The sequence below is a fragment of the Rathayibacter sp. PhB179 genome (assembly GCF_004345345.1).
GTDB classification, from domain to species: domain Bacteria; phylum Actinomycetota; class Actinomycetes; order Actinomycetales; family Microbacteriaceae; genus Rathayibacter; species Rathayibacter festucae.
The window spans coordinates 139,472-151,674 of sequence record NZ_SLVD01000003.1; the positions used below are offsets into that span (position 1 = coordinate 139,472).

The following is a 12,203-nucleotide window of genomic DNA, read 5'->3' on the forward strand; positions in this document are numbered from 1 at the left end:
GCTGATCGAGTAGCCCGCGCAGCGGGCGTATCGAGGTCCACCTGCGATCGAGGCCGAGTCTGCAGGCCCACCGTGCTGAGGACGGTGGGTCTCGATACGCCCCTCCGGGGCTACTCGACCAGCAGGGGCGCGTCAGGCGGCGACGACTCCGGCGGGCGACCAGCCGAGGGCCGGGGCGATCGAGTCGGCGACGGTCTGCAGGAGGCGCGCGTTGTACCCGACGCCGAGCTGGTTGGGGACGGTGAGCAGGAGGGTGTCCGCCTCCTGGACGGCGACGTCGGCGGCGAGCTCCTCGGCGAGGCGGTCGGGCTCGCCGGTGTAGCTGCGGCCGAAGCGGGCGCGGACGCCCTCGAGGGAGGCGACCTGGTCGCGCTCGCCACGGCCGCCGAAGTAGAGACGGTCGAGGTCGGTCGTGATCGGGAGGACGCTGCGCGAGACGGAGACGCGCGGGGTCCGCTCCCAGCCGGCCTCCGCCCACGCCGAGCGGTACTCGCGGATCTGCCGCGCCTGCAGCTCGTCGAAGGGGACGCCCTCCTCCTCGAGCAGGAGCGTGGAGGACTGCAGGTTCATGCCCTGCTCGGCCGCCCAGCGGGCGGTCGCGAAGCTGCCCGCACCCCACCAGATGCGGTCCTCGAGACCCGGCGAGCGCGGCTCGATCGCGAGCGGGCTCGACATCCCGGTGCGCGCGGGGTCGGTCTCGGCGACGGCGGCACCCGAGAGCGCCTCGCGGAAGAGCTGCACCTTGCGGCGGGCGAGGTCGGCGTCGGAAGTGCCCTCCGAGGGGACGTAGCCGAACGCCTCGGAGCCGCGGAGCGCCGTCTCGGGCGATCCCCGGCTCACGCCGAGCTCGAGCCGGCCGCCGGAGATGAGGTCGGTCGCGGCCGCCTCCTCCGCCATGTAGAGCGGGTTCTCGTAGCGCATGTCGATGACGCCGGTGCCGATCTCGATCCGCCTGGTGCGGGCGGCGATCGCGGCCAGGAGCGGGAACGGCGACGCCAGCTGCGGCGCGAAGTGGTGGACGCGGACGTACGCGCCGTCGATGCCGATCTCCTCGGCCGCCTCCGCGAGCTCGATGGTCTGCAGGAGGACGTCGCGCGCGGTGTGCGCCAGCGACCCCTCGACGGACTGGTAGTGGCCGAAGGAGAGGAAGCCGATGCGCGAGACCATGCCTGCTCCAGCGTCGGACGCGACCCGGCTATTCCCGGCGGCGAGCGCCGTGCGCCCACCGCTCGGCTCAGCTCGCCTCGAAGTCGGCGGAGACCGAGGCCGAGACCTCGATGTCCTCGGGCTTGAGCGCGAGCTCCTCCTGGCCCTTGAAGGCCATCGCGCGGCTCATCACGGCCGAGCCGCCCTCGATCCGGGTGTGCGGGCGGAGCCCGGGCTCGAAGAGGGTGAGCACCCGGGGCTCGCCCAGGCCGAGGGCGGAGGCGTAGGCCGCGGCGCGCTCGCGGGCGTCGCGGACCGCGGCCACCCGCACCTCGCGCTCGGCGCTCGCGCGCCGGGCGGCGGTGACGTCCCAGTCGACCCCGGCGACGGTGACGCCGGGGGCTTCCGAGACGGAGGCGACCCAGCGCCCGAGGGCGTCGAAGTCGCGGTACTTCACCCGGACGCTCGCGGCGGCGACGTGGAACGGCTCGGTGACGTCGGAGTCCTTGAGGTACCGCTGGATCGTCGAGACGGAGACCTGGTCGGCCGACCACCAGGTCGCCGCGCCGGAGGCCTGCTCGGCGCGGGCCTCCTCGCGCACGCGAGCGTGCAGAGCCGTCACCTCGTTCAGCGCCTGGGAGCGCGAGCGCGACTCGCGGCGGATCTCGAGGCGGACGGTGCCGCGCTCGGCGGGGTGGAAGTGCTGGGCGATCCCGGCGACGGTGATGGTGACCATGGCCTCATCGTGCCCCATCGGGCTGCGGCGGAGGTGCGGGCCCGGGGATCGGAGCTGCGGACCGGGAGGTCAGCGGTGCAGGCCCAGAGCGCCGCGGAGACGGTCGGCCAGCGAGAGCTCGATCGCGAGGTTGCTGAGGAGCTGGTCGCGGTGGGCGCCGCGCGCGGGCGGGACGACGGTGCCGGTGCGCGGGTCGGTGCCGCCGCGCAGGGCGCGCTCGCAGTCGGCGATCGTCTTCTCGATCAGCTCGAGGCGACGGGCCAGCCGGTCCGACTGGTAGTGCTCCCGCGAGATGGGGCCGTCGAAGGGGTGGCGGGTGGTGGGGGTCGTGAGGGTCGCGGTGGCGATTGCTGCTGCACTCATGCTGATCCGATCCGTCGGGGCGCGTAGTGGGCGCCGTTCGTGTGGGAGATAGATCAGCACGGGAGGCGACGCTCGCCACGATCGATGACGTGATGCGCACAGTGCTGGCACGAATCGTGCCGCTATCTGGCACGATTCGTTTTCCGTGGCGCGATTCGTCCATTCGGGCCACCGCGGCCCCTCGGGCGTCGTCAGTCGCGGAAGACGGCCAGCTGCTCGTTGCCGACGATCGCGAGGGTCCGGACGAGGCGGGTGTACCGCTCGACGAGCTCCTCGACCGCGGCACCCTGGCCGACCAGCGCGGCGATGCTCTCGGCGGGGAAGAGCGAGACGATCTCCATCGCGACCGCCCTGCCGTGCTCGAAGGAGAGGGCGCGCGCGTACTCCAGAGCGCGGGTCAGCTGCGGGCGGTCGCCCTCGGAGGTGATCGCGGCGGGATCGGCGTCGGCGGCGTGCGCGAGGACGGCGACGAACACCCGGGCGATCTCGTCCACCCGCAGAGCCCGGACCAGCGTGAGCAGGCGCGAGGACACCCGCGACACCCCGCGCGCCAGCAGCTCGCCGCTGAGGGCGCGGACCTCGATCACGTCCCCGCCGACGAAGTCGCCGGAGACCCGCTTGATGCCGGACGCGAACAGGCTCGAGCCGGAGGCGATGCTGCGCTCGGCCTCGAGGTTGATCTCGACCCGGCCGCGCGAGGTCGCGACGCCGGAGATCCAGCGCTGCTCCACCGCGGGGTGCGCGTGGACGGCGCGGACGAGGGTGCCGGGGCCGGGGCCGTCGATGGCGCCGAGGATGACCTCGGGAGTGCGGGCGCCGGCGATGCGCGTCGAGACGCCGTTGTGCGCGGCGAGCTCGGCCGCCTTGAGCTTCGAGCGGATGCCGCCGCGGCCCGTCCCGCCCTTCTGCACCCCGATGCCGCGCAGCTCCGTGATCCCCAGCTCCTCGAGGTGCACGCCCTCGGCGATGCTGCCGGCGAAGACACCGGGGACGTCGGTGAGCAGTAGCAGCAGATCCGCGCCGAGGAGCATCGCGAGGCCGCCGGCGACGCCGTCGTTGTCGGAGCCGGCGGAGTCGATGGTGTCGTTGCCGTTGACGATCGGCACGACGCCCGCGTCGAGCGCGTGCCGGATCGCCTCCGCGACGTGCGCCATCTGCCGCGGCGACGCGAGGTCGGACTCGCCGATCAGGATCTGCGCGACGAGCGAGCCGGAGAGCTCGGCCACCGAGCGGTAGAAGCCCATCAGGACGGTCTGGCCGACGGCGGCGGCGAGGCGCGGGCTGATAGGCGCGTCCTGCGAGCGGGCGAAGAGCGCGCGGCCGGAGGAGACGGCGCCGGAGGAGACGAGGACGACGTCCCAGCCGAGTGCGCGCGCACCGAACGCGCTCTCGAGGGCGCTGGCCAGGAGCACGGGGTCCGGTCCGGACTGCTTGGTCACCGAGCTCGAGCCCATCTTGACCACGAGGGTCCGCCGCCGTGCCGGGAGGGAGGAGGGGTTCTCGGCTGCGGCTTCGGGCAGGGCGTCGGACATGGCTCCCATGGTAGGGGCGCACTCGCGACGGGCCCGCCGCATTTCCCTAGTGCTGGTCGGTTTTCGGCGTATCCTTCTCGCGGAGCCGACGAGGGCTCCCCTTCGGAAGGACGCCCCCATGACATCGACGTCATCCCCCGCCGGTGAGCCGCTCGACGAGCAGGTCGACCGCCGTTACCTCGACCCCCTGCGCCCCGTGGCTGAGCGGGTCGAGATCCTCCTCGGTCAGATGACGCTCGAGGAGAAGGCCGGGCTGTTCTTCCAGACCATGGTCGTGATGGGCGAGGGCGGAGCGCTCGCCGAGGACGGCGCGTTCGGCCTGCCCTCGACCGCGACGATGGTGCTCGAGAAGCGGATGTCGCACTTCAACCTGCTCGGCGGCGGGACCGCCACGGCGCGCGAGCTCGCCGAGTGGCACAACCGGGTCCAGGAGCTGGCGTCGTCGAGCCGACTCGGGATCCCCGTGACCCTCTCCACCGATCCGCGCCACTCCTTCACCGACAACCCCGGCACGGGGGCGCAGGCGGAGGCGTTCTCGCAGTGGCCGGAGCCGCTCGGCCTCGCCGCGATCGGCGACGAGGACCTGGTCGAGCGCTTCGGCGACATCGCCCGCCAGGAGTACCTCGCCGTGGGCCTGCGGGTCGCGCTGCACCCGCAGATCGACCTGGCGACCGAGTCGCGCTGGGCGCGGCAGGTCGGCACGTTCGGCGAGGACGCCGAGCTCACCGGACGGCTCGGCGCCGCGTACATCCGCGGCTTCCAGGGCGAGGCGCTCGGGGCGCAGTCGGTCGCGACGATGACCAAGCACTTCCCGGGCGGCGGACCGCAGAAGGACGGCGAGGACCCGCACTTCCCGTACGGCCGCGAGCAGGTCTATCCGGGCGGCAACGCCGAGTACCACCTGCAGCCCTTCGTGAAGGCCTTCGAGGCGGGCACGAGCCAGATCATGCCGTACTACGGGATGCCGGTCGGGACCGAGCTCGAGGAGGTCGGCTTCGGCTTCAACCGCTCGGTGATCACGGGGCTGCTGCGCGAGCGGTTCGGCTTCGACGGCATCGTCTGCACCGACTGGGGGCTGCTCTCGGACTCCGACATCATGGGCGACCACCACGTGGCGCGCGCGTGGGGCGTCGAGCACCTGTCGGTGCCGGAGCGGATGGCGAAGGCCCTCGAGGCCGGTGTCGACCAGTTCGGCGGCGAGTCGATCCCCGAGGCGCTGGTCGCCCTGGTCCGGGACGGGACGGTCGCCGAGGAGCGGCTCGACGTGTCCGTGCGCCGGCTGCTGCGGGAGAAGTTCGTGCTCGGGCTGTTCGACGCGCGCGCAGTCGATCCGGGCGCCGCCGAGGCGGTCGTCGGCTCGGCGGAGTTCCGCGCAGCGGGCGAGGCGGCCCAGCGAGCGGCGATCACGGTCCTCGCGCAGGACGGCGTCCTGCCGGCGCGGCAGGGGCTGCGGCTCTACGTCGAAGGGATCGATCCGGCGGTCGCCGCGGGATACGGCACCGTCGTCACGTCTCCGGAGGAGGCGGAGCTCGCGGTGATCCGGCTGCAGGCGCCCTTCGAGCAGCGCGCGACGGCGTTCGAGAACCACTTCCACGCCGGTTCGCTCGACTTCCCGGACGAGGTCGTGGAGCACGTCCTGGCCGTGGCGGCACAGGTGCCGACGGTCGTCGACGTGTTCCTGGACCGGCCAGCGATCCTCACTCCCCTGGTCGACTCCGCGGCGGCGCTGCTCGGTGACTTCGGCGCGTCGGGGGCCGCGGTGCTCGACGTGGTGTTCGGAGTGTCGGAGGCCCGTGGAACACTGCCGATGGACCTTCCGCGCTCCATGGCCGCCGCGGCGGCCCGCCGGCCGGACGTGCCGTTCGACACCGAGGATCCGCTGTTCCGCTTCGGTCACGGACTGCGCGTGACGGGGTCCGCGGAGGGGTAGCGCGACGGGCCCCGGGCTCCTCCACAGGGGGCGATCCGGGGCCTTCTCCACCTGCTCCGGCACCCGGCGCGGCGGATGTCGGTGGCGATTGACATACTCGAACACATGTTCGAACATGGGTTGATGAGCCCCCCTTCACAGCACCCCTCGCCGGGGGTCGCCGACACCGCGGAACCGCTGCTGCGGCAGCTCGCGTCGGTGAAGGAGCTGCAGTCGCGGATCCGCGACATGCAGGCGACGACGCTCGAGTCGAAGAGCCTCGCGACTCTGCCGGCCTTCGCCTCGGTGCTGCCGGGCGGCTCGCTCAAGCAGGGCGCCGCCTACTCGGTCGAGGGCTCGATGAGCCTGGCCATGGGGCTGCTGGCCGGGCCGTCGTCCGAGGGCGCCTGGTGCGGGGTCGTCGGCGTCCCCGAGTTCGGCGCCGAGGCGGCGGCGGGCCTGGGGATCGACCTCGAGCGGCTCGTGCTCGTGCCCTCCCCCGCCGAGCACTGGCTCACCGTCACCGCGGCCCTGGTCGACGTCCTCACCGTCGTGCTGACCCGGCCGCCGGCCTCCGTCTCCTCGGCCGACGTCTCCCGGCTGGGCGCACGGCTGCGGCAGCGCGGGGCGGCGCTCGTCGTCCTCGGCGAGTGGCCCCAGGCCGAGGCGCGGCTCAGCATCCGCAGCAGCCGCTGGGAGGGGCTCGGCGCCGGCCACGGCTACCTGCGCACCCGCGAGGCGCTCGTCGACGTCGTCGGCCGCGCCGGGACGCGGGTGCGCACCGTGCGGATGAGCATGCCCGGCACCGGGCGGCCCTTCGGCGTGCTGGGCGGGCCCTCGCGTCTGCAGGAGCGCCCCCTGCACGAGCGGGCGGTCTGAGATGAGCCGTTCCGCGAGCGCCCTCGAGCTGCGCCGCACAATCCTGGTCTGGTGCCCCGACTGGCCCCTGCTCGCCGCCGCGGCGGACGCCGGGCTCGACGCGGAGACCCCGCTCGCGCTCACCGAGAAGAGCCTCGTCTTCGCCTGCTCCCCCGGGGCGCGGGCCGAGGGTGTGCGCCGCGGCATGCGGATCCGCGAGGCGCAGTCGCGCTGCACCGGGCTCGCCGTGGTCCCCTACGACCCCGTGCTCGACCACCGCGCCTTCGAGCCGCTCGTCCAGGCGCTGGAGGAGATCACCCCGGGCGTGCAGCTGATCCGGCCCGGGCTCTGCGCGATCCGCGCCCGCGGGCCGCGCCGCTACTACGGCAGCGAGCAGTCGGCGGCCGAGGCCGTGCTCCAGCGGCTGACCGAGCTGGGCGTGCCGCTCGCGCGCGCCGGAATAGCCGACGGCCTCTTCGCCTCCGAGCTCGCGGCCAAGCACTCCGGTACCGCGGTCGCGATCGTGCCGGCCGGCGAGAGCGCCGCGTTCCTCGCGCCCCTTCCGCTCGACGCCCTCGAGACCGAGGCCGTCGGCGCCCGCACCCGCACGACCGGCAAGGGCGAGGATCTCATCGCCCTGCTGCGCCGGCTGGGTGTCCGGACCCTCGGTGCCTTCGCGCAGCTGCCGCGCGACGACGTCTCCGCGCGCTTCGGCCCCGAGGGGGCGCGCGCGCACGTGCTGGCCTCGGGCGCCGAGACCGAGACGGTCGTCCCGCGGCTGCCGCCCGAGCGGCTCGACCGGGTGCTCGAGTTCGAGCCGCCGCTGGACCGGATCGACCAGGCGGCCTTCGCCTTCCGCGTCCCGGCGGAGGAGTTCGTCGCCGGGCTCACCCGGGCGCAGCTGGTGGCGACCGCGATCAGGATCGAGGTCGTCAGCGACCGCGGCGAGGTGTCCTCCCGCAGCTGGCTGCACCCGCGCTGGTTCACCCCGGGCGACGTCGTCGACCGCGTGCGCTGGCAGCTCCAGGGCAACGGCGCGATCGACGCGGGGCTCGGCTCCCCGATCGCCCGGCTGTCGGTCGAGCCCGAGGCGGTCGACGCGATCGTCAACCACGAGCAGGGACTCTGGGGCACGGCTCCCGAGGAGCGGGTGCACCACGGTCTCAGCCGCGTGCAGAGCATGCTCGGCCACGAGGCCGTCGTCACGGCGTCGGTGGGCGGGGGCCGGTCGCTCCGCGACCGCCAGCACCTGATCCCCTGGGGGGACAGGGAGCCCGGCGACGCCCGTCCGCGCGGGCTGCCCTGGCCGGGGGCGCTGCCGCCGCCCCTGCCGCCCACGGTCTTCGCGGAGCCGGCGGCCGTCCTGGTCCGCGGTCCCCGCGGGGAGACGGTCTCGGTCGACGACCGCGGCTCCCTCACCTCCGTCCCCGCCTACTTCGCGCCCGGCTCCTCGCAGGCCCGCCTGCAGCCGGTGACGGGGTGGGCCGGTCCCTGGCCGATCGACGAGCGCTGGTGGGACGCGCGAACAGCAGTCCGCTACGACCGCTTCCAGGTCGTCGACTCCGACGGCGTCGCCTGGCTGCTGCTCTGCCTCGACGGCGAGTGGGCGGCCGAGGCCCGCTACGACTGACTCCCCCGGCCGCTGACGGCCGCGATCCGATCCTCCCGAGCACGACGACCGAAGGAGCCCCCGATGGGCTGGAACAACCCCCCGATCCCCTGGTCGGAGTTCGAGCGCCGCCTCTCCAGCACGACCAGGAGCGACGGCACGACCGTCCGCGGCGACGGCGGCGACAGCCCCGCCTGGTCGCACAAGCGCCCCGCCTACACGCCCGGCGCCGACGTCCGGCCGCCGGACGAGAAGGTGCCCTACGCCGAGCTGCACGCGCACTCCCACTTCAGCTTCCTCGACGGCGCCAGCAAGCCGGAGGAGCTGATCGAGGAGGCCGTCCGGCTCGGCATCGACACCCTCGCCCTCACCGACCACGACGGGCTCTACGGGATCGTCCGGATGGCGGAGGCCGCGCAGGACCACGGCGTCCGCACCGCCTTCGGCGCCGAGCTCTCGCTCGGGCTCCGCGCCCCGCAGAACGGCGTCGCCGATCCCGAGGGCACGCACCTGCTCGTCCTCGCCCGCCGCGAGGAGGGCTACCACCGGCTCGCCCGCGCGATCACCACCGCCCAGCTCGCCGGCGCCGAGAAGGGAAAGCCGAGCTACGACCTCGAGGAGCTCGCCCGGGCCGCCGACGGCCACTGGATCGTGCTGACCGGCTGCCGGAAGGGCGCCGTCCGTCAGGCACTGGTCTCGAGCGGCGAGGCGGCGGCCGAGGAGGAGGTGCGCGAGCTCGTGTCCCTCTTCGGCGCCCGCAACGTCCTCGTCGAGCTCTTCGACCACGGCGACCCGCTCGCCTCCCTGCACAACGACCAGCTCGCCGGCATCGCCGAGCGGCTGCAGCTGCGGCTCGTCGCCACCGGCAACGTGCACTACGCCCGGCCCGAGGACCGCCCCCTGCAGACGGCGCTGGCCGCGGTCCGCGCCCGGAGGAGCCTCGACGAGATGGACGGCTGGCTGCCCGCCTCCGGCGGTGCGCACCTGCGCTCGGGTGCCGAGATGGCCGAGCGCTTCTCCCGCTACCCCGGTTCCGTCGAGAACACCGTGCTGATCGCCGACGAGATCGCCTTCGAGCTCGGGCGGGTCCGCCCCCGGCTGCCCCGTCAGGACGTGCCCGAGGGGCACACCCCGATGAGCTGGCTGCGCCACCTGGTGCAGCTCGCGGTGCCGGCGAAGTACCCGGGCGCCGACTCCGACGTGCACGAGCGCCTCGAGAAGGAGCTCGCGGTGATCGAGGCCAAGGACTTCCCCGGCTACTTCCTCATCGTCCACGACATCGTGCACTTCGCGAAGGGCAGGGGGATCCTCTGCCAGGGCCGCGGCTCGGCCGCCAACTCGGCGGTCTGCTACGTCCTCGGGATCACCGCGGTGGACTCGATCTTCTACGGGCTGCCCTTCGAGCGCTTCCTCTCCAGCATCCGCGACGAGGAGCCCGACATCGACGTCGACTTCGACTCCGAGCGGCGCGAGGAGGTCATCCAGCACGTCTACGAGAAGTACGGGCGGCTGAACGCGGCGCAGGTGGCCAACGTCATCACCTACCGCCCCAAGTTCGCCGTCCGCGACATGGCGAAGGCGCTGGGCTACAGCGCCGGGCAGCAGGACGGCTGGTCGAAGCAGATCGAGCACTGGGGCTCGATCACCGAGAGCCCCGAGCACGACATCCCGGACGACGTCGTCGCGCTGACCAAGAAGGTGCTCGGCACGCCCCGGCACCTGGGCATCCACTCCGGCGGCATGGTGCTCACCGACCGGCCGGTCGGCGAGGTCTGCCCGATCGAGCCCGCCCGGATGGAGAAGCGCACCGTCCTGCAGTGGGACAAGGACGACTGCGCCTGGATGGGCCTGGTCAAGTTCGACCTGCTCGGGCTGGGGATGCTCGCCGCCCTGCAGTACACCTTCGACCTCGTGGCCGAGCACGTCGGCGAGAAGTGGGACCTCTCGACGATCCCGCGCGAGGAGAAGGGCGTCTACGACCAGCTCTGCCGGGCCGACTCCATCGGGGTGTTCCAGGTCGAGAGCCGCGCGCAGATGGGCACCCTCCCCCGGCTCCAGCCGCGGCGCTTCTACGACCTCGTGATCGAGGTCGCGCTGATCCGCCCCGGTCCGATCCAGGGCGGAGCGGTGCACCCCTACATCCGGCGGAAGCTCGGCGAGGAGCCGATCACCTACCAGCACCCCCTGCTGGTCACGCCGCTCAAGCGCACCCTCGGCGTCCCGCTGTTCCAGGAGCAGCTGATGCAGGTCGCGGTGGCCGTCGGCGACTGCAACGCGGAGGACGCGGACCTGCTGCGCCGCGCGATGGGCTCCAAGCGGGGCACCGAGAAGATCGAGTCGCTCCGGGAGCGGCTCTACGAGGGCATGGCCCGCAACGGGATCACCGACGAGGTCGCCGACGACATCTACCGACGGATCCAGGCCTTCGCCAACTTCGGCTTCGCCGAGAGCCACGCGATCAGCTTCGCGCTGCTGGTCTACGCCAGTGCCTGGCTGCGCCTGCACTACCCCGCCGTTTTCACCGCGGCCCTGCTCCGGGCTCAGCCCATGGGCTTCTACGCCCCGCACACCCTGGTCGCCGACGCCCGCCGGCACGGCGTTCGCGTCGAGTCCCCCGACGTCAACCGCTCGCTGTCGCACCCCGGGCTCGAGGCGCTCGACGGGCCGCCGGCCCCGAGGCGCGGCGGCGCGCCGCACGGGCAGGACTCCTGCCTCTCCGCCGAGCAGGCGCCGACGGGCCTCTTCGACCGGTCGCAGCACTTCGACACCGACGACCACCGCCGCGACGCCGGATTCGTCATTCGCCTGGGCCTCGCCGGGGTGAAGGGCATCGGCACCGCGCTGGCCGAGCACATCGTCGCCGAGCGCGAGCGCGGCGGGCCTTACGCGAGCATGGCCGACCTCTCGCGCCGGGTCGGGCTGAACGCGACCCAGCTCGAGGCGCTCGGTGCCGCGGGATCGTTCGACTCCCTCGGGCTCCAGCGTCGCCAGGCGCTCTGGGAGGCGGGCTCCGCCGCCGCCGACCGCCAGGAGTTCCTGCCCGACTCGATCGTCGCCGTCCAGCCTCCGCTGCTGCCGATGCTCTCGGCGCAGGAGCGGGTCGTCTTCGACTTCTGGGCCACCGGCATCTCGCCCGACGACCACCCGCTCCGGCATCTGAGGGAGAGCCTCACCCGCCGGGGAGCGCACTCCACTGCCGATCTTCCCGGCACCCCCTCGGGCACCCGGATCGAGGTCGGCGGGGTCGTGATCCACCGCCAACGTCCCTCCACAGCCGCCGGAGTGACCTTCATGAACCTCGAGGACGAGCACGGGATCCTCAACGTCATCTGCTCCGTCGGAGTATGGAACCGCTACCGGCGCACCGCGCGCGAGGCTCCCGCACTCCTCATCCGCGGGATCCTCGAGCGCTCCGACGAGGGGGTGACCAACCTCCTCGCCGACCGCTTCGAGGCGCTGTCGGTCACCGCCCGGACCACCGCCCGCAACTTCCGATGACCGCCCGTCGGACCACGACCGCCCCAGCACCGCGAGCGCTTCCGCGCCCGCATCACCCGCGAGAAAGCGACACCATGACGAACACGGACCACGCCCTCCACCCCTCGGCGCTCGACGTGCCGCTGCGCGACGACCGGGACCTGCGCGAGCGCGTCTCGTCCCTCATCGGGCCCGCCTACCGGCGTGCGCTCTGGCCGATCCTGCTCGACCGGGCCGGCTACCAGCTGCCGATCCTCTACCCGGTGGACGGACTCCCCGTGCACCCCGACGAGGAGAAGACCGAGCGCATCGTCGCGACCCTCGCGAAAGCGGTCGCGCATCACGATGTCGGCTCGCTCGCGTTCGCGCTCGAGCGCCCGGGCCGGGCGTTCCTCGGCGAGACCGACCGGGTGCTCGCCCGCCAGCTGAGCGCCGCCTGCCACCGGCGGGCCATGCCGCTGCGTGCCCTGCTGCTCGTGCACGACGACGGTGTGCGGATCATCGCCGAGGCGGAGCACTCCGCACCGGCCCGCTGACAGGTCTCCGGCGGGCGGCGGCGTGCACGGGCTCGGG

Annotated in this window: 9 protein-coding genes; 5 read left to right on the plus strand and 4 right to left on the minus strand. The window is 73.5% G+C overall.

Features of this window, described 5'->3' with window-relative positions:
* Positions 1-132: 132 nt before the first annotated feature.
* The 4 genes from EDF43_RS07910 to proB all read right to left on the minus strand — a co-directional run bounded on the left by EDF43_RS07910 (position 133) and on the right by proB (position 3,777).
* A complete protein-coding gene (locus tag EDF43_RS07910) occupies positions 133-1,167 on the minus strand; it encodes an LLM class flavin-dependent oxidoreductase (protein WP_132436215.1) in 1,035 nt (344 codons plus the stop codon).
* A 67-nt stretch (positions 1,168-1,234) separates the two neighbouring features.
* Positions 1,235-1,882: an SIMPL domain-containing protein gene (locus tag EDF43_RS07915; protein ID WP_165909053.1), complete on the minus strand. Its 648-nt coding sequence runs from the start codon at positions 1,880-1,882 to the stop codon at positions 1,235-1,237.
* A gap of 69 nt (positions 1,883-1,951) precedes the next feature.
* A complete protein-coding gene (locus tag EDF43_RS07920) occupies positions 1,952-2,245 on the minus strand; it encodes a hypothetical protein (RefSeq protein ID WP_123704236.1) in 294 nt (97 codons plus the stop codon).
* A gap of 191 nt (positions 2,246-2,436) precedes the next feature.
* Positions 2,437-3,777 carry a glutamate 5-kinase gene (gene proB, locus EDF43_RS07925; RefSeq protein ID WP_159422598.1) on the minus strand — a complete coding sequence of 447 codons (1,341 nt, stop codon included), beginning with the start codon at positions 3,775-3,777 and terminating at the stop codon, positions 2,437-2,439.
* Positions 3,778-3,895: 118 nt separating this feature from the next.
* Here proB and EDF43_RS07930 point away from each other — a divergent pair, with 118 nt between their 5' ends.
* From EDF43_RS07930 to EDF43_RS07950, 5 genes are all read left to right on the plus strand, one after another.
* Entirely contained in the window at positions 3,896-5,707 is a 1,812-nt protein-coding gene (locus EDF43_RS07930; RefSeq protein WP_132436218.1) for a glycoside hydrolase family 3 N-terminal domain-containing protein, read from the plus strand.
* Positions 5,708-5,830: 123 nt separating this feature from the next.
* The gene (locus EDF43_RS07935) at positions 5,831-6,565 is read left to right on the plus strand and encodes a hypothetical protein (RefSeq protein WP_132436219.1); all 735 of its coding nucleotides are present in this window, start codon (positions 5,831-5,833) and stop codon (positions 6,563-6,565) included.
* Between the two features lies 1 nt (position 6,566).
* On the plus strand, positions 6,567-8,174 hold the full coding sequence (locus EDF43_RS07940; RefSeq protein WP_132436220.1) for a DNA polymerase Y family protein: 1,608 nt from the start codon (positions 6,567-6,569) through the stop codon (positions 8,172-8,174).
* 63 nt (positions 8,175-8,237) lie between these two features.
* Complete coding sequence (locus EDF43_RS07945; RefSeq protein ID WP_132436221.1) at positions 8,238-11,651, plus strand: error-prone DNA polymerase; 3,414 nt, start codon at positions 8,238-8,240, stop codon at positions 11,649-11,651.
* A 74-nt stretch (positions 11,652-11,725) separates the two neighbouring features.
* On the plus strand, positions 11,726-12,166 hold the full coding sequence (locus tag EDF43_RS07950) for a hypothetical protein (RefSeq protein WP_132436222.1): 441 nt from the start codon (positions 11,726-11,728) through the stop codon (positions 12,164-12,166).
* Positions 12,167-12,203: the final 37 nt, after the last annotated feature.

Excerpts from the sequence above, each read along its gene's own strand:
- proB (WP_159422598.1), bottom strand. The coding sequence starts at position 3,777 with ATGTCCGACGCCCTGCCCGAAGCCGCAGCCGAGAACCCCTCCTCCCTC.
- EDF43_RS07950 (WP_132436222.1), top strand. The coding sequence starts at position 11,726 with ATGACGAACACGGACCACGCCCTCCACCCCTCGGCGCTCGACGTGCCG.
- EDF43_RS07910 (WP_132436215.1), bottom strand. The coding sequence starts at position 1,167 with ATGGTCTCGCGCATCGGCTTCCTCTCCTTCGGCCACTACCAGTCCGTC.
- EDF43_RS07920 (WP_123704236.1), bottom strand. The coding sequence starts at position 2,245 with ATGAGTGCAGCAGCAATCGCCACCGCGACCCTCACGACCCCCACCACC.
- EDF43_RS07945 (WP_132436221.1), top strand. The coding sequence starts at position 8,238 with ATGGGCTGGAACAACCCCCCGATCCCCTGGTCGGAGTTCGAGCGCCGC.
- EDF43_RS07940 (WP_132436220.1), top strand. The coding sequence starts at position 6,567 with ATGAGCCGTTCCGCGAGCGCCCTCGAGCTGCGCCGCACAATCCTGGTC.
- EDF43_RS07930 (WP_132436218.1), top strand. The coding sequence starts at position 3,896 with ATGACATCGACGTCATCCCCCGCCGGTGAGCCGCTCGACGAGCAGGTC.
- EDF43_RS07935 (WP_132436219.1), top strand. The coding sequence starts at position 5,831 with ATGAGCCCCCCTTCACAGCACCCCTCGCCGGGGGTCGCCGACACCGCG.
- EDF43_RS07915 (WP_165909053.1), bottom strand. The coding sequence starts at position 1,882 with ATGGTCACCATCACCGTCGCCGGGATCGCCCAGCACTTCCACCCCGCC.